This window comes from Arthrobacter sp. zg-Y895, assembly GCF_020731025.1.
Classification (GTDB): Bacteria; Actinomycetota; Actinomycetes; order Actinomycetales; family Micrococcaceae; genus Arthrobacter_B.
On record NZ_JAJFZY010000004.1, the window covers coordinates 643869 to 663390 of the forward strand.

Below are 19522 nucleotides of genomic sequence, written 5' to 3' on the forward strand. Positions count from 1 at the left end.
TGCCGCGGCGACCGCAACGGTGGCAGTTCGAATCAGTTCAGTGACGGTGGGGCGGGACCCTAAAAATTACTCGCATAGGCACCCCGTCGACTACTTGGTTTTTCTGACCGCCTCGGCGTCGCATGTGCCAAAACTACGTGTTCGGCATAGTCGGCCGCCCCTAGGCTTTGAATGCCTTGGCCGGGGGCGTGGCCGGGAACCACGGGAGGCCAAGAGGCGAGTCTCGCATTGCACCGCACCAATGCTGAGGAGATCACCGTGAAGAAATCATCACCTACCCTCGCTGTCCTTGCCGCAACCGCAGCTCTGGGGCTGGCAGCCTCACCTGCGGCCGCCGGCGGACGGCACCACCCACCATCACCATCACCCGTACCTGTTGCCGGGGAGGTGACCACCGTTGCCGAGGGGCTGCTCGGTCCCTTGAGTTTCGCCGTCGGCCGTGGCGGCACCCTCGACGTAGCCCAATCATTCACTACGCTCCTGACCCGCATCACTGACGGCGGAGAACCCGAAGTCCTGGCAACGGCACCCGACGGTTATTCCCCCGGTTCCGTTTCCCGCGACCGCGGAGCTACCTATTACACGGTTGCTACCGGCGCCGGAAGCAACGACCCGGTAGCCAACGTCACCTTGCTGCAGTCCATTGACCGGGACGGCAACATCGAGACCGTCGCGGACATTTCCGCCTACGAATTCGCCGAGAATCCGGACAGCATCAACACTTACGGCTTCGAGGAGGCGCTTCCCGCCGAATGCGCGGCACAACTGCCGCCCGGTGTTGCCCCTGCTCCCTACACCGGCCTGCCGGACTCCAACCCGGTAGCCTCCCTTCCCGGCCGGTACGGCGGAACCATCGTGGCCGACGCGGGAATGAACGCCCTCATCCAGGTAGGCGACGACGGCGAAATCGTGACGATCGCGGTGCTGCCTCCTGTGCCATTCACGATTACCGCCGAAACGGCCGCAGGGTTCGGGCTGCCGGCCTGCACGGTGGGACTCAACTACAACCTGGAACCGGTGCCGACCGACGTCGAACGCGGACCCGACGGCGCCCTGTATGTGACCTCGCTGCCGGGCGGGCCGGAGGGAGGATCTCCGGGATCCGTGTTCCGGGTAGAAGGATCCACCGGTGCTACGGAACTCGTCGCCACGGGCTTTGCCGGAGCGACCGGACTGGCCGTCAACGACAATGGGGACATCTTCGTGGCGGAACTGTTCGGCAACCGGATTTCGGTAGTGCCGGCCGGATCAGGGACCCCCGAGCTGTTTCTGGAGGCCAATCAACCGGCCGCCCTGGAACTGCGGGGGGATGCCCTGTACGCGTCAGTGGATGCTCTCGCCGGATTCCCGGCCGGACCAGGCCCGGAGGCCCCGCCGGTTGCGGAGCCTCCGGCAGAACCGGCTCCGACGTCCGCCAGCATCATCCGGATCGAACTCGACGACAACTGCCGCGGCTACCATCACCACCATGGCGGTTCGGATCGGCATTCGGGTGACGGCGTCCGGGAGGACGGGTCCGGGGAATAGCGAAGGATATGCCCGCAGAGGAAAGTCCTTTCCTCCAACCCCTGCGGGACCTAACATGGAGGCGAACGGGAAACGAGCGGGTTTCCCCTGTGAAAGGAGGTGATCCGTGTCTGTATTTGACGAGCTCAAAGGCAGGGCCGGTGAGCTGAAGGAAAAGGCCACCGGATATGTCGGACAGAATGCCGACAAGATCAAGGGCGGCATCGATCAGGCAGGGAACTTCGTCGACCAGAAGACCGGCGGCAAGTACTCCAGCAAGATCGATGGTTTCCAGAACAAGGCCTCGGAAGCAGTTGATAAGACCAACCGCAACCGCGAGCCGGGAACCGGCAACGGTCCCGGGCAGACGCCTCCGGCCTAACAACCCGAGAGCACGACAAAGAAGCGCCGGTCCCGCCGAGAGGCGGCACCGGCGCTTCCGCCGTTTAAGCGGGTCCTGCTACGACGCTTCGCCCGTCTGGCCCTCGCGGGCCAGTGCGGTCAGGCGCGAGACGGCGCGGAAGTACTTCTTCATGTACCCGCCGGCCATCATTTCCTTGGTGAACAGCTGATCAAACGGCACCCCGCTGGCCAGGATCGGCACGTCCTTGTCGTACAGCCGGTCGGCAAGGACCACAAAGCGCAGCGCCACGGACTGCTCGGTGATGGTCTGGACGTTGTGCCAGGCAACAGCTTCCACCCCGTCGAGCAGCTGCCGGTACCGGCTCGGGTGGACCTGGGAAAGGTGGTTGATGAGTTCGGAGAAGTCATCAACAGCGACGGTCCGGCCGGAGAATTCGGTTTCCATCCGCGCTTCCAGCTCCCCGTCCTGCAGCGGCTGAGGCGACTCAGGCAGACCGCGGTGGCGGTAGTCCTCACCGTCAATGCGGACGACGTCGAACTGGTCCGCCAGGACCTGGATCTCGCGCTGGAAGTCGACGGCGGCAAAACGGCCCTCACCCAAGGAACCCGGCAGGGTGTTGGACGTAGCCGCAAGCTTCACGCCGGCGTCGGCCAGTTCACGCATCAGGCGGGACATCAGCACCGTGTCGCCCGGATCGTCGAGTTCGAATTCGTCAATGCAGACCAGCTTGTAGGCGCTCAGCGCCTCCACGGTCTTGCGGAAGGTGAGCGCACCCACGAGGTTGGTGTACTCCACGAACGTGCCGAAGGCCTTGGGCCCTTCCACGGCATGCCAGAGCGAGGCCAGCAGGTGGGTCTTGCCGACGCCGAATCCGCCGTCCAGGTAGAACCCGGCTTTGCTCTCGGGTTTCTTGCCGCCGAAGAACTTCCGCAGGCCGCTTGGCTCGGGGGTGTCGACGTCGGCCGCGAAGGAACGCATCGCGCCCACGGCTTTGGCCTGCGAGGGCTGTTCCGGATCGGGACGGTAGGAATCAAAGGACACGCTGCCGAACCGGGGCGATGGGAAGAATCCCTGCAGCAGTTCATCCACCGATACCTGGGGAGTCCGTTCTGTCAGGTGCTCGAGTTGTGCCACTGCGCGCTTTTCCGTCCGTTTGATGCCTGCTTCCGGCACGAAACGTGCCGGTTCTGCGGCGTTCTGCCGCCCTCGCTACGATACGCCAACGCGTTCGGGAATTTGGAACTGCGGCCGGTGGACCGCGACTGTGTCTGCAGTCCATAGTCGGAGCATGATGCGGCATCAGGACGCGGTGGGCGCTCCAAGGTATTCCCGCGAAGAGCGGACCCTGATGGGACTGGAGTTCGGCACAGCTGGAGCAGCGCTCGGCGGCGGCATCCTCCTGGCCCTGCGGCCTGACGGCGCCTTCCTGCACGCTGATCCGTCCGTGCTGCGACGGACCCCGTTTCGAAACTGGCGGCTTCCGGGCCTCCTCCTTGCCGTGGGTTGCGGCGGCGGATACCTCACCGCCGGCATGCTGCACCTTCGGCGCCACCGGGCTGCACGGCCGCTTTCCGTCGCCGCCGGGCTCGCCCTCATCGGTTTGGAGGCTTGGGAAATAGCGTTCGTTGAGTTCCAGCCGCTGGAAGCGGTGTTCGTGGGAATCGGTGCCGCCGTCGTCGTGCTGGCGCTGCGCCTGCCCCGGGAGGGTGTGCCCTGCATGCGCACCCAACCCTGACGCGAACTGGTCAGAACGGCGGCACTTCTTCCAGCACTGGATAATTCCGCGCTGGATCATTCGGCGCTGATTCTGCCTGTCTCGGATCCTCCCGCTTTGAATCCGGGCTCCGCCCCGGTGCCGGGGCCTGCGATGGATCCAGTTCCAGGAACGGTTCGGTCCGATAGATCCGGCCGGTAGGCGAAGTCCACTCGATCACTCCGGGGGTGGGTTGGGATGCTTTCCAGAACCCCAGGGTCTTGTACCGGTGGTGGCGTCGGCAAAGGTGCTCCAGGTTTCCATGGTCGGTGGGTCCGCCTCGGGCCCAATCGATGGTGTGGTCAATGTCCGAGTTTGCGGTGCTGACCCTGCATCCGGGGAACCTACACGTCCCGTCGCGGGCGCGGAGCCAACGTTTCAGCCCGGCAGGTACTTTCCGCCGCCGTCCCACGCCCAGGATCTCTCCTGTCTTTGGGTCCTGGGCCAGTCCGGTCCAGCCGGCGGCGTTGCGGGCGAGCCTGCGTGCCGCTTCGGCACTGATCGGACCGTAACCGTGCAGTTCAGCCGGCTGGTCGTCAGCTCCGAAGAGGGTCTCTGCGTTGATCAGGACCATGATCTCCGCCCGAGGGACAATCCCTTCGTCCGGTCCGGGTTGGCTATCGGAGGCTCTTTCTGAGCCGCCGCCGAAACCGGTGTTTTCCTCGCCCTGGCTGGCTGCGCCAGTGTCGTCGCCGGTGCGCCCGGAACCGCGGTAGTCTCGGGACCCGCCGGTGGACCCGCCAGGATGCCCGGACCCGCCAGTTTCACCGGGATCGCCGCTCCCACGTCCGGTTCCGGTCCTGCCGTCGGTTCCGGCCTCGTCCGGGGTTCCGGGCGTCGCGAAAAGTCTCCGGCTGCCGCCCATGAGCAGCTGCGCCAGAATATCCGCACGCAGCTGATCCCTGGTCCGGGAATCCCCTCCCGCCTGCTCACCCCGCGCCGCAGCGCTTAGCGCCGTATAGATCTGCTGCGCTTCCGCTGCACGCAAATAGGCCGACAGGCAGGACATGCCGTCCTCCTCCCGGTCCAGGGTGACCTTGCGCTGCTCGAACGCGGTCAGGTGCCGTGTGCTGACGGTCTCCGGATAGCATTTCTCCCGCAGCCGGCGGGCCTTGGCGGAGAACTGGGACCGGGTCTGGCCCTCCGCGGCCGCCAACAGGTCCGCTTCGAACCCGGGGAGTTTCTCCGCAGGAACGTTCTGGCACTGGTCCAGCACCACTTGGGCGTGCTGGTAGGAAAGGCGTCCCTCTTCCAACCCGGTCAGGGTTGCCGTATGGGAAGTGCAGAGGCTTATCGCTTCGCTGAGGAGGCGCTGTCCGGTGACCTGCGGGACATTCAGGATGGTCGCACATTCGGAAGCTGCGAGGCTGAAGGCCAGCCCCGGGTCGATCCATTTGGAAGCGGCATACATTTCGTCGCGGAAGAGCTCCCCCATCCGGTTGACCAGGCGGGCTTCCTGCGCCTGCATCCAGGACATCAAATGCGCCATCCGGTACAGGACCTCGGCGACCGTCTGCGCATCAAAGGCTTCAACGTTCTTCAGGGCCAGCGTTCCGGTGAAACCGTCCGGGAAATCGGAGGCAGAACTATCGGCTCCGGAACTGTCGGCAGGACCGGCTCCCGAATCGGGGGCGGCGGAAGCTTGGGGATCGGCAGGACCGGCGTCAGAATCGGAGGCGGCGGAAGCTTCGGGATCGGCGGGGCCGGCGTCAGAATCGGGGGCGGCGGCAGGAGCTCCGGGATGGTCGGCCTTGGCGTGCTCGGCAGGGCCGGGACCTTCGGCAGGGGCGGGATGGTCAGCTGGCTCGGTGCCGGGGACGGCTTCAGCGGCCACGGAAGGCTCGGCTTCTAGTTCCGCCCGGTAAACCGACAGAGTGCAACTTGTGCGGGGCGCATCCGCTTTCCCAACATTGCCTTCCCGCTGGGGGTCTTCACTGCCTGGTTCTTCGGTTGTCCATTCGGTGTTCCCGAGCTTATCCATGCCTTTAGGATTTCACCCGGCACTGACATTTCCAGGCTGAAAACAGGCCCAAACGAGCCCTTACGGAAACCTAAAATACGCGTCTTTTTGAGACGGCTACGTGCTGCGAAAACCGGGCATTTTGACCTGACAGCGTGCCCACACCGGCCCCAACCGAATAGGACCTCAGGCCTTCCGCCTCGGGTCTCCGGTGCGGCCGGGAAGCTGGCCTACCGAGAGCCTTTGGCGCCCGCCCAAGGCTGGCAGCACAGCATCCCACTGGGTGGTGCTCCTGGTGCCAGTGGGACCTCAACAGACACCAGCGACCCCAAACCGTGGGACAGCGTGCCGGATGGGTTCACCCAGGCCAGCACAGCATCCCACCGGGTGGTGCTCCTGGTGCCAGTGGGACCTCAACAGACACCAGCAACCCCAAACCGTGGGACAGCGTGCCGACCAGGAATCCCGCCAAGGTTCGGCGCATGGAAGTTTTCGACCCCCGTCATCGTTAGGCTAGGAAGAAGCCCAATTGCCGAGGAAAGAAGTTCCGCGTATGTCGATCGCAGCTGACAGCAGCCCCAAGTTCTCCGCCTATGCCCATCCGGAACGCCTGGTCTCCACACAGTGGCTGGCGGACAACCTGGACGCTGAGAACCTGGTGGTCCTTGAATCCAACGAGGACATCCTGCTGTACGAAACGGGACACATCCCCGGTGCCCGGAAGATCGACTGGCACACCGACCTCAACGATGCCGATACGCGGGACTTCGTAGACGGTAAGGCCTTCGCCCAGTTGATGGCCCGCAAGGGCATCACCCGGGACTCCACCGTGGTGATCTACGGCGACAAGAGCAACTGGTGGGCCGCCTACGCCCTGTGGGTCTTCACCCTCTTCGGCCACGAGGATGTCCGGCTGCTGGACGGCGGCCGCGACAAGTGGATTGCCGAAGGCCGTCCGGTCACCACGGACAAGGTCTCCGTGGAACCCGCCGAATACCCCGTGGTGGAGCGTGACGACGAGAAGATCCGCGCGTTCCTGCCCGACGTCGTCGGACACCTGGGCAAGGGACCGCTGATCGATGTCCGCTCCCCCGCCGAATACACGGGCGAACGCACCCACATGCCCGACTACATGGACGAGGGCGCCATGAAGGGCGGGCACATCCCCACCGCGAAGTCCGTCCCGTGGAGCAAGGCCGCCGCCGAAGACGGAACCTTCCGCACACGCGAGGAACTCGAAGCGCTCTACAAGGACGACGCCGGGCTGAAGGAAGGCGACGACGTCGTGGCCTACTGCCGCATCGGCGAACGTTCCAGCCATACCTGGTTTGTGCTCAAGCACCTGCTCGGCTTCGAGTCCGTACGCAACTATGACGGATCCTGGACCGAATGGGGCAACGCCGTACGCGTCCCGATTGCCCGCGGTGAAGAACCCGGCAACGCCCCCAGCTGAAGCACCAAGTAAGAGAGATTTACCCATGACTGCCACACCCGAAAACGCTGTCCCGGATTCCCTGGCCGAGATCATCGACGACTTCCAGGCCATGGAGGAATCCGACCGCCTGGAACTGCTGCTGGAATTCTCCCGCAGCCTGCCCGACCTGCCGGCTGAAATCGCCGACCGGCCCGAGCTCCTCGAACAGGTGGTGGAATGCCAGTCGCCGGTGTTCCTCAGCCTGGACGTGGACGACTCCCCCGAGCATCTGGTGTCGCTGTTCTTCAAGGCACCGCCGGAGGCTCCCACCACCCGAGGGTTCGCCAGCGTGCTTTACGAAGGCCTAAACGGGCTTCCGGCCGCCGCCATCCTGGCGGTTCCGGCCGATGTTCCTGACCGTCTGGGCCTCACCCGGGCCATCACCCCGCTGCGCATGCGGGGAATGTCCGCCATGCTGGGACGCATCAAGCGTCGGCTCGCCCAGCACGAAAAACTGGCACAGCAGCCGGCGTAGCCCGTAACCGGCCGGGTGTGCGGCGGCCGCAGGAGCACAGGAGGCGCAGCCATGGCAGGAAACCGCGACAAGCATCCGGGTAAGGGCGCGACGCCGGCCACCAAGGTACTGGACGACGCCGGGGTCAAGTACACAGTGCACCACTACGAGCACGACGCCGGCGCGCCGTCGTACGGGCTGGAAGCCGCCGAAAAGCTCGGGTTGCCGCCGGACGCCGTCTACAAGACGCTGATGGTGGATCTGGGCGGGCATTTGGCCGTGGCCATGGTTCCGGTGGCCCTGAACCTGGACCTGAAGAAGTTCGCTTCCCTGATGGGTGCGCGCAAGGCAGTGATGGCTGACCGACGGGACGCGGAGCGGCGCACCGGCTACGTGGTGGGCGGCATTTCACCGCTGGGGCAGAAACACTCCTCCCCTGCCGGAATCGAATCCCGGGTGGAACTGCTGGACACCGTGTATGTCTCCGGAGGCCGGCGGGGGCTGCAGATCGGGCTCTCGCCCTTTGACCTGCTCCGCCTCACGCACGCCGTCACGGCCCCCATCGCCGCCGCGCCTGCCTAGCGGCGGTTCCGCTCTCCTTTGCAGAGGTGGTGCAGGGCGTACCCGTAACTGAGCCGGACCCGCTGCGGATCCTGGGCTAGCCATTCATCGGCCGTCCCGTTGGGGAATTCCATGCTGATCACGTCAACCAGGTCCTGAGGATTGTCAAAGGTCCAGCTGCTCATGACCAGGGACGTGGAGGCACCCTGCTGCGCCCACCAGTCTTTGATGTACTTGCCCCCGCCCTGATGCGCCGATGCGTTGGCCGCCTCAAGCAGGGCGGCAAACTCGCCGTCGTGCTGGTCGTTGTCGATGACGACCAGCGATCCACCCGGACGCAGGACCCGCAGGACTTCCGCCAGCCCCGCGGAGCAGTCGTTCTGGGGCGAGGGAAAGAAATAGGCGAACCGGGCATGGACAACATCCACCGAGGCATCCGGGAGCGGGATGTGTTCGGCCGAGCCGTGCAGGACCTCTGCTCCACCCGGCCTGGACCGGGCGGCCGTCAGGAGGCGCGGATCGGGTTCGACGCCGATGACGGACTTTGCGAGTCCGGCATAACGCGGCAGCCAGAAACCGGTGCCGCAGCCGAGATCGAGGAGAGTCTTCCCGGCCCAGGGCGCCAGGCCCGCAAGTGCGTCCCAGACCGCCCCTTCGCGGTCAAAGGCCCGGTTCTCCAGCTCATACAGATCGGGATGTGCACCCTGGTTCCAGGCCGGGAAAAAGTCGTCCAGTGGAGCGGTCCCCTGTTGGTCGTGCATTATTGGTCCCCCGTCAATGTGTCAGTGCGCCTTTAACCTACTCTGTGCGCTGACACTGTCCCGGGTCCGGTCCGACGCCCGGCGTGCATTTCCCTGCGGTTTGGGCATTATCCTGCGGTTTGTGCATTTTCCTGAGCCGCGCCGCGCAGGGATCGTCACAAACCGGAGGGTTTTCCCCAAAGCGCAGGAAAACTACCGGTAGTACATGGCAGGAGAGCACTCGGCGCGGCCGTAATCCGCACCGCTGAAGTAACCCGCTACTCAGCGTCGAGACGGTGCTCCGAGGGATGCCGGGTGCGGCCAAGGGCGTCATTGAGCCAGCCCAGGACCACACGCTCCCACCGCTCGGGATCCACGTTGTATTCCTTGGTATGCCGTGCCCTGGTGAACGCCTCGAACGTGATGACCTCCGGGTTCTTCTCCGCCAGTTCCGCAGATGGCCCGTACGGCACAAAATCGTCGTCCTTGCTGTGCAGGATGAGGGTGGGGATCCGGATTTCCTCCGCACGGGTCACCCAGTCCATGCTCTTGAGGTCCAGCGGAGCAGCCAGCCCGGTCAGTGCCCGTCCGGCGGCGTTGGAAATCAGCCACTGTCCCAGCCTGCCGGCCTGCGCCGGAATCCGGTTCACCCGGGCATGGTGGGCCAGCACGTCCACCCAGTTGATCACCGGCCCGTCCAGCACCATGGCACGGATGTACCGGCGCAGCGGCGAGCGGTCCGCAGCCTGCAGGCTGATCGCCCCGCCCATGGACCAGCCGAACAGGACCACATCCTGGGCGCCGTGGTCCAGTGCGTAGCGGATGGCCGCCTCCACGTCCTGCCACTCGGTCAGGCCCAGCCCGTACCGGCCGTCGGAGGCGTAGGGGGCCTCGCCGTCGTTCCGGTAGGAAATCACCAGGCTGGTGAGCCCGGCTTCGCGGGCGGTACGCAGCGCCCGCAGGCATTCGGTCCGCCGGGCGCCTCGGCCGTGGACCATGATCGCCCACGTGTCGGCACCGGGAGTACGCACCAGCCACGCCGGTGCCGTTCCGTTTTCGACCGGGATGTCGACTTCCTCCTCGGGAAGCCCGACGGCGGCCGGCGAGGGATAGATGGAACCGCTCCACCAGCCGCGGCGCGCCTTGCTCAGGTCGCCGCTGTACACCTCTTCCACATCCCGCTGCACCGTGCCCTCACGGGGCACATAGGAACGGATGGCTCCGATCCGGGCATGCCCGTTGCCGTTGTCGAAGTACAGGCTGTACGTGCCTTCGACCGTGGTGTCCAGGTTTGCCGGCAGGATGACCTGCCGGCCGTGCTCGCTGTCCATGACGGCCAGGATCTCCAGGTTCGCGTCCCGCGTGCGGGCCGGGGTGACCACCTGGCGCGCGAAGTAGATGCCGAGTCCGGAGGCGGCGGCTACGACGGCGGTGGAAGCCGCAGCACCGACGCCGGCGCCGAACGCCGTCCAACGGACCCACGGAACCGAGAGAACCGGGGTGGTGCCGGAGGATGCATCGGAAGGAACGGAGATAGCCATAGAACATTTTTACCGGATGGGTGCCGGGTCCGTGTAACGGCAGGCCGGTGCGGCCTTGGGCGGCCTGCCGGGACAGGCGTACTAGGCTGGTGCGCATGACTTCGACAATTGTGGTGCTGACGGAAGAATCGCTGGGTAGCCGCGACATAGAGAACCTGCGTGCCGTTGCAGGAGAGAACCCCGTCCGCTTTGAGGTTCTGGTGCCCGCTGATCCGGGCCGGAACCTGCTGGTGGACGTGCTGGACAACCTCAGCCTGCTGGATTTTGCAGAAGCCTTCCGGAACCTGACCGGCGGCCGGCCGTCCAAGGCCGACGAGGTGAAAGAAGCGGTCACCTCGCTCGCCGACTCCCTGGAACAGCTGCAGGCAGCCGGCCTCGAGGCCACCGGCACGGTCACCGGCGAAGACCCGGTTGCCGCCGTCGTCGAAACCGCCAAGCGCACGCACGCGGACCAGGTTGTAGTGGTCACCACGCCGCACGCCGTCGAAGACACCTTCCGTACGGACTGGGCCAATGAGGCGCAGGACCGGCTCGGCGTTCCCGTGCTGCATCTGTACAGCGGCTCGGGATTTATTGGCGACTCTTAAGCGTTGACGCTGACATGACTACCGAAGAGAACACCGGAACCGTCCCGGTCCAGAAAACCGACCAGCAGTGGCGCGAGGAACTCACTGAGCAGGAGTACGCCGTGCTGCGCAAGGCCGGCACCGAACGGCCGTACACCGGCGAGTACTGGGACACCAAGACCGCCGGCGTTTACCAGTGCCGTGCCTGCGGCAGCGATCTGTTCACCAGCAGCGAGAAGTTCGATTCGCACTGCGGCTGGCCGTCCTTCTTCGCCCCGCTGGCCGAGGGCAAGGTCCGTTACCTGCATGACCGCAGCATGGGCATGGACCGGATTGAAGTCCGCTGCGCCAACTGCGATTCGCACATGGGACACCTGTTCGAAGGCGAAGGTTTCGACACGCCCACCGACCAGCGGTTCTGCATCAACTCCATCTCCGTGAAGCTGGTTCCCGCCGCCGATACCGCGGAATAGGGAGTCATGGAGCACGGAGTCTTTCCCGGGGAGCCGGTTGCCGGGCCCGACCTCCCGGACGAGGTGATCGACCGGTACCGGGAGCTGAGCGCGGACATCGCGTCCGGCGTCGGCGTGGTGTCCACCCGCCTTCGCGGGCGCGATTACGCGGCGACCGTCAGCGGGTTCCTCTCCGTCTCCTACGATCCACCCACCCTCCTGGTGAGCCTGTACGCCGAGGCACGCATTGCCGAGGCAGTGATCGACGCCGGCAGCTGGGCCCTGAGCCTGCTGCCGGCGCGGCTGCGGGGCACTGCCAACTGGCTGGCCAGTCCCGGTTCGCCCCTGGAAGGCCTGCTGAACCAGGTTAACTACGGCCGGGCGCCGGAAACCGGTGCCGCCGTCATCGAGGATTCCATCGCCTGGTTCGAGGTCCGCACCACGCAGGTGACGACGGCGGCCACCCACCAGCTGATCGTGGGCGAGGTGGTGTCCATGGGCCGCCGAGCCGGGGCCGACGACGAGGCCGACCCGCTGCTGCACTTCGCCTCCGCCTACGCCCGGCTGGCCCGCTGAGCTTTTGATCCGTCCGGCGCGGCCGCCTGACCCGGCCTAAACCATTGTTTCCCCACCGTGCCCCCCGTAACGTCGATCAACGGGGGAACGTTTCGCAGCCGGCTGGACGCTGCGGAGCCACCGGTCCTCAGGAGAGACAAATGGGCACAGACCAGTACCATGAGCCGCCTTCCGAACTTCCCGCCGAGACGCGGACCTTTGCGCGCATGTGCGCCAGCCTGGCGGAGGAAGCCGAAGCCATCGGCTGGTATGTCCAGCGGATGGCCGTGGAGCCTGACGCCGAGTCGCGGGCCATCATGCTTGATTCGCTCGGTGAGGAGTTCAAGCACTTCAGCATGGAGCTTGAATTCCTGCTTCGCCGGACTCCCCTCTGGCGGGAAATCGCCCACGGCATCCTCTTCACAGAGGGCGACATAGTCCGGCACGGCGAGGCTTCGGAGGCCGAAGCCACCGGAGACTAGCTTGCAGCAACCCGCAACTATCCCTCCGCTCAGGGAGGTGCCGCATGGCACGCAACAGCCTGCTGGACCGTTTCCGACCCGTCGGCGCGCCAGGACCGGCCGGTCCTGCCGGCGTCCCGGCTACTGACGACGAAGGCACAGCCGCGGAGCTCATCCCCGTCTTCGAAGCACTTGAACCAACGATCGCCGAGGGCAGCGAACAGACCCGAACCGCCGGAGCCCAGGCACAGCAGACCGTCGCCGCTGCCCGTCGCCAGGCCGCTGCCCTGGTGGAACAGGCCCGGATGAACAGTGGTGCCGTGCGTGCCGAAGCCGCAGCGCGGGTTTCCGCCGAAGCCGCAAGCGAAAATGAACACCTGCTTAGCGAAGCCCGGGAAGAGGCACAGAGACTCCGCAGCCACGGCGAATCACGGGTGCCGGAACTCGCTTCCGCCATTGTGGCGGACCTGGTACAGGACCTGCTGGGCCGCGGAACGGACACCGGCTGATGAGAGCAGACTGGGTGGCGGCCACCGTGAGGGCACGGTCCATGGCGCAGCGGAGGGCAGGCGCCGGCACCTGCCGGGAACTCTCCGCGCTGCCGGACCTGCCGGCCGCCGTAGAGGCCTTGGAAGGATCGGTGTACGCCGATCAGTTGGCCGGCACCCGAACACTTGGAGCTGCGCAGCAGGCCACCCGGCGTACCGTGCTCTGGCAGCTGCGTGTCCTGGCGGGCTGGCTGCCGGCCGGCCAGGACACACAGCTGGTCCGGGCTGCCGCCGCACGGTACGAGGCGGACAACATCGTTGCCCTGGCCGCCGCACTGCGGCGGAACACCGGCACCGGGGCCGGGTTGGAGCCGGGCGCCGATTCGGCCCCAGTGTTCGACCTGGGCGGGCTGGCCACGGCCTGGCCTCGGCTGCAGACCGCCGATTCCCCCGAGACGCTGCAGGCGATGCTGGCCGCGTCGCCCTGGGGTGACCCCGGCCCCGCCGTGTCCCTGCCGGATATGCTCACGGCCGTCTGGCTGCGCCGGCTGGCCTCGGCCGCCCCTGCAACACGCCCGTGGGCTGTTGCCGGTGCCGTGCTGCTGGCCGCCCGCCTGCTGCTGGTGACCGGAACCGGCACCACGGACCGGCTGGTATCCCTGCTCCGTCCGCTGATCGGCACCCGATGGACCGAAGCTGCGTCGCTGCCGGAGCTGACCGCGGCACTGAGCCCGGCGGCCGGACAGGTCCTGGCCGAGGTGCAGGAACCGCAGGAGCTGTGGCGGGCGGAGGCCCGTCTCGCCGCGCAGGTGGAAACGGACGGTTTCGGCCTGCTGCGGGCCGGCCTGCCCGGCCCGGACGTCATTGTCGGGGCCATGGCGGTCCTGGCCGCGGATGCCTGGCGGGTCCGGGCCGCCCTGGCCGCCGCAGCGACCGGCACCGGGAGAAGCGAGGTGCTCGATGCCGTGGCGTGAAACCCTCAGTCCGGTGCGGATGGAACGCATTGCCCTGGTCTGGCCCGTGGACGCCGGCCGTCCCGTGCTGACCGAGGTGGCGGGCAGCGCCGCCGTCGAACTGGATCTTCCCTACGACCCCGGTGACGGACCCGACGAGCTGGACCGTGCCGCGGATGCCGCCGTCGTGCACGGTCCCGTGGCCGCGCTGGTTGGCTGGTCCCCCACCCGGCAGCTGCCGGAACTCCGGAAGGCCCTGGAACCGCACGGCGCCTCGGCGGTTCCCCTGCGCCGGCCGCACGGCGTGCAGCCACCCACCCAGCTCACCGGCGAGGAACGACGCCGGCCGCGGCTGTCCCGGCTGCTGGTGGACACCTACACCACGGTCCCCTACGCGGACCTGGACCCTGCGCGGATAGCCGCCGTGGCGTACGTGGTGATGTTCGGGATGATGTTCGGCGACGCCGGGCAGGGGGCGTTGCTGGTGATTGCCGGGCTGCTGGTCCGGTTCCTTCGCGTGCCGTGGCTGGACCGCTACCGCCGGACATGGCTGTTCATTACCGGCGCGGGTGCCGCTGCAGTGTTTTTCGGGTTCCTGTACGGGGAGTTCTTCGGTCCCACCCATGTGCTGCCGGTGCTGTGGCTGGAACCGCTCGAAGAACCCATCCCGCTGATCGTCGCCGCCCTGGTGCTGGGCGCCGTCCTGCTGGCCGGGTCCTACGCGCTGGGGACCATCAACCGGGTCCGCGAAGGCGGCTGGGCGTACGCCCTCTACGCCCGCTCGGGGCTGGCCGGCGCGTTGCTGTTCGCCGCGATCGGGCTGGTGGCCTGGGGTCTGCTGGCCGGCAGCGCGGTGATCCTGGTGGCTGCCGGAACCGCGGCACTGATCGCATTGGTGTTCATCTTCATCGGCCTGTTCGTGGAATCCGGCGGCGGGCCCACCGGCGGGCTGCAGGCCACCGTGGAGCTGGTGGACACCGTGGTGCAGCTCGCCTCCAATCTGGTGTCCTTTACCCGGCTGGCCGCGTTCGGCCTTACCCACGCCGCCCTGATGATGGTGGTCTGGCAGGCAACCACGGCCATCTGGGAACCGGGCTGGCGGATCATTCCCGCCATCCTGATGTTCGTGCTGGGCAATGTGCTCACCTTCGCACTGGAAGGCCTCGTTGCCGGAATCCAGGCCCTGCGGCTGGAGTACTACGAGCTCTTCTCCCGCGTCTTCACCGAGGAGGGACGTCCGTTCCGCCCCTGGACCCCCGATCTTGGCCCCGCCTCTGCCCCCGCCCCTGCTGAAAGGCATCTGCCGTGAATCCCTGGTTTGCCGTCCTTCCACTGGCCCTGTTCCTTACCGTCCTGCTGGCCGGAGTTGCCCTGGCCCTGATGCGCCGCCGCCGCCGGGCGGGGGTCCGCGCGCTGCTCGGGTTGAACGGCGTCCTGATGGCCGGAGCACTGGCCCTGCTGGTCTCCGCCCTGAACGCGGCCCCGGCCACGGCGGGCGACGGCGGAGCTGCCGCCACCGCTGTCGCTGCGGCGACCGACGGCAGCGACAGCAGCGGTGCGGCCCTGATCGGCGCCGCGATCGCCGTCGCCGGGTCCTCCATCGGCGCGGCCATCGCCGTGGCCTACACCGGCTCGGCAGCCCTGGCGGCAATGAGTGAGCGGCCGGAAATCTTTGGACGCGCCATGGTGGTGGTTGGACTGGCAGAAGGCATCGCGATTTACGGGCTGATCATTTCCATCATCCTCATTGGCCAGGCATGACCCGCCGGGAAGGAAGTGTGGCCGCGGTGGGCAACCCTGCCCTGCTGGAGGGGTACCGGCTGGCAGGAGCGGTGCTCTACCCGGCCGCGGGAGCAGCGGACGTCCGGGCGGTCTGGGCCAGCCTGCCCCACTCGGTGTGCGTTGTCCTGCTCACGCCCGACGCCGCCGCGGAGCTGGGCATCGAACTGGCGGATCCGGCGTCGCCCCTCACTGCGGTGCTGCCTTCATGACCCGGCTGCCGCAGGGCGCCGAGACAGCCCTGGACCCGGTGCGCCAGGCACTGCGCCGAAACGCCGGGACGGAAGCCGCCCGGCTGGATTCCGAGGCCAGGCAGCAGGCGGCGGATCTGCTCGGCCGGGCGCAGGCGGAGGCGGACGCCATCCGCCGAACCGCGCAGCGCGAGGGGGCCGAGGCGGCCAGGGCCGACGCCGCTGCGTCCTCCGCCCGCGCCCGCCGGCAGGCACGCCGGACGGTGCTGGCCGAACAGGAACGCCTGCGGTCGCTGCTGGCCGAGCAGGTGCAGGAACAGGTGCATGAAGTCCGTAGGGACCCGCGCTACCCGCAGATCCTGCGGCGGCTGACCGCGCAGGCGGACCGCGTCCTCGGCCCCATGGCATCCGTGACCGAAAGCTACAAGGGCGGCGTCATCGGAACAGCCGGCTCGCGGCGGCTGGACCTGTCGCTGCCCACCCTGGCAGACCAGGCACTGGAGGACCACGCCGGGGAGGTGCGGCGGTTATGGGACGACGCGTGAGGACTCCGGACCCGGCTGAATCAGCAGGCGACGGCCGGATCACCCGGGTGAGCGGACCGCTCGTGGAAGTCAGCGGACTGCCGGGGTTGTCCATGCTTGAGGTGGTCAACATCGGTCCGGACGGCATTGCCGCGCAGGCGATCGCCATCAACGGCGACGAAGCCACCCTTCAGGCGTATGAATACACCGGCGGGTTGAAGGCCGGCGACCGTGCCGAGCGGACCGGCCATCAGCTGGCCGGGCTGCTGGGGCCGGGACTGCTGGGCACGGTCTTCGACGGGCTGCTGCGCCCCCTGTCCTCGGCTCCGCTGTGGCTCACGCAGGAGCGGCAGAGCTCGGCCGAAGACCCGGCAGTGCTGGAAACCCGGTGGGAGTTCGCGCCGTCGGTAGCCGTCGGCGACATGGTGCGGGCCGGCCAGGTCCTCGGCACCGTGCCCGGCGTGGGAACGATCGAATTCCGCGTGCTGGCACCGCCGTCGGTCTCCGGGGAACTGACCTGGCTGGCCGAGGGCAAGGTCCGGCCGTTGGATCCCGTGGCCAGGATCGGCGGCGTGGAGGTGCCGCTGGCGCAGCGCTGGCCGGTACACAGCCCCCGGCCTTTCGGCGAGCGCATCGCTGATGTGGTTCCGCTGCAGACCGGGCAGCGGGTGCTGGACCTGCTCTTCCCGGTTCCCCGCGGCGCGGCAGCCGCAGTACCCGGCGGCTTCGGCACCGGGAAGACCCTCACCCTGCAGCAGATCGCCAAGTGGTCCGATGCGGATGTGATTGTCTATGTGGGCTGCGGCGAGCGCGGCAACGAGATGGCCGACGTCCTGGAAGGGCTCTCCGGGCTGGACGATCCCCGTACCGGCGGGAAGCTGATTGACCGGACCGTCATCATCGCCAATACCTCCAACATGCCCATGATGGCCCGGGAAGCGTCCATCGCCACCGGTGTCACCGTGGCCGAGTTCTTCCGGGACATGGGTTACGACGCCGTCGTGATTGCCGACTCCACCTCCCGCTGGGCCGAGGCGCTGCGCGAGTTCGCCAACCGCAACGGCGACCTCCCCGCCGAGGAAGGGTATCCGGCTTCCCTGGCCAGCGAACTCGCGGCGTTCTACGAGCGTGCCGCCCGGGTACGCACGTTGGGCGGGGCGACGGCGTCGGTCACCGTGATCGGAGCGGTCTCCCCTCCGGGCGGGGACATGAGCGAACCGGTGACCACCGGCACCCAGCGCTTTGTCCGCACGCTGTGGCTGCTGGACCGGGACCTCGCCTACTCCCGGCACTACCCAGCCGTCAGCTGGCGCGGTTCCTTCTCCCGGGATGCTGAGTCGCTGGGCCGCTGGTACTCCGCCCACGGGGATCCGCAGTGGACGCAGCGCCGTGCGCAGGCCTCCCTGCTCCTCTCGGAAGCTGACCGGCTGACCGCCCTGGCGGAAATCATCGGTGCCTCCTCCCTCCCCGGACATGAACAGATGGTCCTCCTGGGCGGGCGGCTGATCCGTGACGGGGTGCTGCTGCAGAACGCGCTCAGCCCCAATGACGGTTACAGCTCCGAGGAAAAGGGCGCCGCCCTGCTGCAGGCGGTGCTGGACGTGGTGGAGACCTGCCAGACCCTGGTGGCCCGCGGGGTGCCGCCGGCCGACGTCGACCGCTATGACTTCTCCCCCATCCTGCGCCTGCGCGAGGACACCGGGCCCACGGATGCCGCCGGCGTGCAGGAGCGCGGCCGGGCCTTCGTTCGGCAGCTTACCGAAACACTGGATCAGCCATCGACGGGAGATGCCCATGGCTAGCGGCAACCGGGCACGGGTGGGCCACAGCGATGTGCGTGAACTGCGCGGACCCCTGCTGGTTCTTGGCGACACGGAGGGCGTGGGCTGGGACGAGTTCGCTACCGTCGACGTCGACGGCGGTCCCCAGCGACACGGGCTGGTGCTGGAGATTGACGGTGACGAGACCACCCTGCAGGTCCTCGAAGGCACCGAGGGCATGGCACTGGGCGGAGTGGAGGTCCGGTTCCAGGGCCGGCCGCTGGCGGTCCCGGTGGGCACCGGCTGGCTCGGCCGGGTATGCAACGGGCGGGGGGAGCCGCTCGACGGCGGCCCGCCGGTCACCGCGGAGCACACTTCCCCGGTGGGCGGCTGGCCGCTGAACCCCGTCTTCCGGGAACCGCCGCAGGACCCGGTAATCACCGGCATCTCCGTGGTGGATGCCCTCACCACCCTGGTCCGCGGCCAAAAGCTGCCGATCTTCTCCATCCCCGGGCTGCCGCACCTCACCCTGGCCACGCAGATCGCCGCCCAGGCGACCGCATCCTCCGGGCGGGCCTTCCGGGTGGTGTTCGCGGCCATGGGCATGACGCATGCCGATATCGCCTATATCCGCGACCGGCTGGAGGAACGCTCTGCCGCCGGTGAGCTGGTGCTGCTGCTGAACGCCGCGGACGATCCGGTAATTGAACGGATCCTGACCCCGCGCATCGCCCTGACCATCGCGGAGTCCCTGGCCTATGACGACGGTTCCGACGTGCTGGTGGTGATGTCGGATATGACCAGCTACGCCGAGGCGGTGCGCGAAGTGTCCGCTGCGCGCCGGGAAATCCCGGCCCGGCGCGGCTACCCGGGCTATCTCTACAGCGACCTGGCAACCCTGTACGAACGCTGCGGACGCGTCCGGGGCCGGGAGGGATCGGTGACCATTGTGCCGGTGCTGACCATGCCCGCCGGGGACATCACCCACCCGGTGCCGGACCTGACCGGCTACATTACCGAGGGGCAGGTGGTGCTCGACGGCGACATCGACGCGCGCGGCATCTATCCGCCGGTGGATGTGCTGTCCTCCCTGTCACGGCTGATGCGCAGCGGCGCCGGGCGGGGACGCACCCGGGAGGACCACCTCGACGTCGCCGCGCAGATCCTGTCCGCCATGGCCCGCGCCCGGTCCGCAGCGGAACTGGCCGAACTGGTGGGAGCCGCCGCGCTGAGCGAGACCGACAAGGCCTACATCGAGTTCCGCACCGTAGTGGAGAAGGAACTGCTCAACCAGGGCCGGGACGAGCTGCGCACCCTGGAGCAGACGCTGGACCTTGCCTGGCAGGCACTGTCGCTGCTGCCGCGGCGGGAACTGACCATGCTGTCCGCCGAATTCCTGGACCGGTACCTGCCCGGAACGGGCGCGACGGTGCCATGAGC

The 19522-nt window shown here is 67.5% G+C and carries 22 protein-coding genes; 18 read left to right on the forward strand and 4 right to left on the reverse strand.

The features are described 5' to 3' along the window. Positions 1-258 precede the first annotated feature (258 nt). The gene (locus tag LJ760_RS09805; protein WP_227922242.1) at positions 259-1527 is read left to right on the forward strand and encodes a ScyD/ScyE family protein; all 1269 of its coding nucleotides are present in this window, start codon (positions 259-261) and stop codon (positions 1525-1527) included. 106 nt (positions 1528-1633) lie between these two features. Further along, positions 1634-1888: an antitoxin gene (locus LJ760_RS09810; RefSeq protein WP_227922244.1), complete on the forward strand. Its 255-nt coding sequence runs from the start codon at positions 1634-1636 to the stop codon at positions 1886-1888. A 78-nt stretch (positions 1889-1966) separates the two neighbouring features. On the opposite strand, the gene zapE is transcribed toward LJ760_RS09810, so the two are convergent. After that, positions 1967-3004 (reverse strand): cell division protein ZapE, encoded by a 1038-nt coding sequence (zapE, locus tag LJ760_RS09815; protein ID WP_227922246.1) that lies wholly within the window; start codon positions 3002-3004, stop codon positions 1967-1969. 154 nt (positions 3005-3158) lie between these two features. Here zapE and LJ760_RS09820 point away from each other — a divergent pair, with 154 nt between their 5' ends. Next, on the forward strand, positions 3159-3605 hold the full coding sequence (locus tag LJ760_RS09820; RefSeq protein WP_227922248.1) for a hypothetical protein: 447 nt from the start codon (positions 3159-3161) through the stop codon (positions 3603-3605). Between the two features lie 10 nt (positions 3606-3615). Here LJ760_RS09820 and LJ760_RS09825 read toward each other — a convergent pair whose 3' ends face one another. After that, the gene (locus LJ760_RS09825; RefSeq protein WP_227922250.1) at positions 3616-5457 is read right to left on the reverse strand and encodes an HNH endonuclease signature motif containing protein; all 1842 of its coding nucleotides are present in this window, start codon (positions 5455-5457) and stop codon (positions 3616-3618) included. Between the two features lie 679 nt (positions 5458-6136). On the opposite strand from LJ760_RS09825, the gene LJ760_RS09830 reads away from it, so the two are divergent. From LJ760_RS09830 to ybaK, 3 genes are read left to right on the forward strand one after another with little or no spacing between them, the layout of a single operon-like run. Further along, positions 6137-7036, forward strand: coding sequence for a sulfurtransferase (locus tag LJ760_RS09830; protein ID WP_227922252.1), 900 nt, complete (start codon positions 6137-6139; stop codon positions 7034-7036). Positions 7037-7061: 25 nt separating this feature from the next. After that, entirely contained in the window at positions 7062-7532 is a 471-nt protein-coding gene (locus LJ760_RS09835) for a SufE family protein (protein WP_227922254.1), read from the forward strand. A gap of 51 nt (positions 7533-7583) precedes the next feature. Beyond that, a complete protein-coding gene (gene ybaK, locus LJ760_RS09840; RefSeq protein WP_227922256.1) occupies positions 7584-8093 on the forward strand; it encodes a Cys-tRNA(Pro) deacylase in 510 nt (169 codons plus the stop codon). Here ybaK and LJ760_RS09845 read toward each other — a convergent pair. Both LJ760_RS09845 and LJ760_RS09850 read right to left on the reverse strand, forming a co-directional pair. Then, complete coding sequence (locus LJ760_RS09845; protein ID WP_227922259.1) at positions 8090-8833, reverse strand: class I SAM-dependent methyltransferase; 744 nt, start codon at positions 8831-8833, stop codon at positions 8090-8092. The genes ybaK and LJ760_RS09845 overlap by 4 nt on opposite strands. A 257-nt stretch (positions 8834-9090) precedes the next feature. After that, entirely contained in the window at positions 9091-10353 is a 1263-nt protein-coding gene (locus LJ760_RS09850) for an alpha/beta hydrolase (protein ID WP_227922262.1), read from the reverse strand. A gap of 95 nt (positions 10354-10448) precedes the next feature. On the opposite strand from LJ760_RS09850, the gene LJ760_RS09855 reads away from it, so the two are divergent. The 12 genes from LJ760_RS09855 (at position 10449) to LJ760_RS09910 (ending at position 19520) form a co-directional block, all read left to right on the forward strand. Further along, positions 10449-10940 carry a hypothetical protein gene (locus LJ760_RS09855; RefSeq protein ID WP_227922264.1) on the forward strand — a complete coding sequence of 164 codons (492 nt, stop codon included), beginning with the start codon at positions 10449-10451 and terminating at the stop codon, positions 10938-10940. A 14-nt stretch (positions 10941-10954) separates the two neighbouring features. After that, positions 10955-11392 carry a peptide-methionine (R)-S-oxide reductase MsrB gene (gene msrB / locus LJ760_RS09860; protein WP_227922266.1) on the forward strand — a complete coding sequence of 146 codons (438 nt, stop codon included), beginning with the start codon at positions 10955-10957 and terminating at the stop codon, positions 11390-11392. Between the two features lie 6 nt (positions 11393-11398). Further along, positions 11399-11947, forward strand: a complete 549-nt coding sequence (locus LJ760_RS09865) for a flavin reductase family protein (protein ID WP_227922268.1) — start codon at positions 11399-11401, stop codon at positions 11945-11947. A gap of 140 nt (positions 11948-12087) precedes the next feature. Continuing rightward, positions 12088-12408, forward strand: a complete 321-nt coding sequence (locus LJ760_RS09870) for a ferritin family protein (protein ID WP_227922271.1) — start codon at positions 12088-12090, stop codon at positions 12406-12408. A 44-nt stretch (positions 12409-12452) separates the two neighbouring features. After that, positions 12453-12896 carry a hypothetical protein gene (locus tag LJ760_RS09875; protein ID WP_227922273.1) on the forward strand — a complete coding sequence of 148 codons (444 nt, stop codon included), beginning with the start codon at positions 12453-12455 and terminating at the stop codon, positions 12894-12896. Next, complete coding sequence (locus LJ760_RS09880; protein WP_227922275.1) at positions 12896-13849, forward strand: hypothetical protein; 954 nt, start codon at positions 12896-12898, stop codon at positions 13847-13849. The genes LJ760_RS09875 and LJ760_RS09880 overlap by 1 nt, the downstream gene beginning before the upstream one ends. Beyond that, complete coding sequence (locus LJ760_RS09885; RefSeq protein WP_227922276.1) at positions 13836-15137, forward strand: V-type ATPase 116kDa subunit family protein; 1302 nt, start codon at positions 13836-13838, stop codon at positions 15135-15137. The genes LJ760_RS09880 and LJ760_RS09885 overlap by 14 nt, the downstream gene beginning before the upstream one ends. Further along, positions 15134-15589 (forward strand): ATP synthase subunit C, encoded by a 456-nt coding sequence (locus LJ760_RS09890; RefSeq protein WP_227922277.1) that lies wholly within the window; start codon positions 15134-15136, stop codon positions 15587-15589. The genes LJ760_RS09885 and LJ760_RS09890 overlap by 4 nt, the downstream gene beginning before the upstream one ends. A 26-nt stretch (positions 15590-15615) precedes the next feature. Beyond that, positions 15616-15819, forward strand: a complete 204-nt coding sequence (locus tag LJ760_RS09895; RefSeq protein ID WP_227922278.1) for a hypothetical protein — start codon at positions 15616-15618, stop codon at positions 15817-15819. Next, positions 15816-16343 carry a hypothetical protein gene (locus tag LJ760_RS09900; RefSeq protein WP_227922279.1) on the forward strand — a complete coding sequence of 176 codons (528 nt, stop codon included), beginning with the start codon at positions 15816-15818 and terminating at the stop codon, positions 16341-16343. Before LJ760_RS09895 ends, LJ760_RS09900 begins: the two co-directional genes overlap by 4 nt. Then, positions 16328-18124 carry a V-type ATP synthase subunit A gene (locus tag LJ760_RS09905; protein WP_227922281.1) on the forward strand — a complete coding sequence of 599 codons (1797 nt, stop codon included), beginning with the start codon at positions 16328-16330 and terminating at the stop codon, positions 18122-18124. The genes LJ760_RS09900 and LJ760_RS09905 overlap by 16 nt, the downstream gene beginning before the upstream one ends. Beyond that, complete coding sequence (locus LJ760_RS09910) at positions 18117-19520, forward strand: V-type ATP synthase subunit B (RefSeq protein WP_227922283.1); 1404 nt, start codon at positions 18117-18119, stop codon at positions 19518-19520. Before LJ760_RS09905 ends, LJ760_RS09910 begins: the two co-directional genes overlap by 8 nt. Positions 19521-19522 lie beyond the last annotated feature (2 nt).

Excerpts from the sequence above, each read along its gene's own strand:
- LJ760_RS09820 (WP_227922248.1), top strand. The coding sequence starts at position 3,159 with ATGATGCGGCATCAGGACGCGGTGGGCGCTCCAAGGTATTCCCGCGAA.
- LJ760_RS09845 (WP_227922259.1), bottom strand. The coding sequence starts at position 8,833 with ATGCACGACCAACAGGGGACCGCTCCACTGGACGACTTTTTCCCGGCC.
- LJ760_RS09905 (WP_227922281.1), top strand. The coding sequence starts at position 16,328 with ATGGGACGACGCGTGAGGACTCCGGACCCGGCTGAATCAGCAGGCGAC.
- LJ760_RS09875 (WP_227922273.1), top strand. The coding sequence starts at position 12,453 with ATGGCACGCAACAGCCTGCTGGACCGTTTCCGACCCGTCGGCGCGCCA.
- msrB (WP_227922266.1), top strand. The coding sequence starts at position 10,955 with ATGACTACCGAAGAGAACACCGGAACCGTCCCGGTCCAGAAAACCGAC.
- LJ760_RS09910 (WP_227922283.1), top strand. The coding sequence starts at position 18,117 with ATGGCTAGCGGCAACCGGGCACGGGTGGGCCACAGCGATGTGCGTGAA.
- LJ760_RS09870 (WP_227922271.1), top strand. The coding sequence starts at position 12,088 with ATGGGCACAGACCAGTACCATGAGCCGCCTTCCGAACTTCCCGCCGAG.
- LJ760_RS09880 (WP_227922275.1), top strand. The coding sequence starts at position 12,896 with ATGAGAGCAGACTGGGTGGCGGCCACCGTGAGGGCACGGTCCATGGCG.
- LJ760_RS09885 (WP_227922276.1), top strand. The coding sequence starts at position 13,836 with ATGCCGTGGCGTGAAACCCTCAGTCCGGTGCGGATGGAACGCATTGCC.
- LJ760_RS09855 (WP_227922264.1), top strand. The coding sequence starts at position 10,449 with ATGACTTCGACAATTGTGGTGCTGACGGAAGAATCGCTGGGTAGCCGC.
- LJ760_RS09830 (WP_227922252.1), top strand. The coding sequence starts at position 6,137 with ATGTCGATCGCAGCTGACAGCAGCCCCAAGTTCTCCGCCTATGCCCAT.
- LJ760_RS09865 (WP_227922268.1), top strand. The coding sequence starts at position 11,399 with ATGGAGCACGGAGTCTTTCCCGGGGAGCCGGTTGCCGGGCCCGACCTC.
- LJ760_RS09900 (WP_227922279.1), top strand. The coding sequence starts at position 15,816 with ATGACCCGGCTGCCGCAGGGCGCCGAGACAGCCCTGGACCCGGTGCGC.
- LJ760_RS09850 (WP_227922262.1), bottom strand. The coding sequence starts at position 10,353 with ATGGCTATCTCCGTTCCTTCCGATGCATCCTCCGGCACCACCCCGGTT.
- ybaK (WP_227922256.1), top strand. The coding sequence starts at position 7,584 with ATGGCAGGAAACCGCGACAAGCATCCGGGTAAGGGCGCGACGCCGGCC.
- LJ760_RS09835 (WP_227922254.1), top strand. The coding sequence starts at position 7,062 with ATGACTGCCACACCCGAAAACGCTGTCCCGGATTCCCTGGCCGAGATC.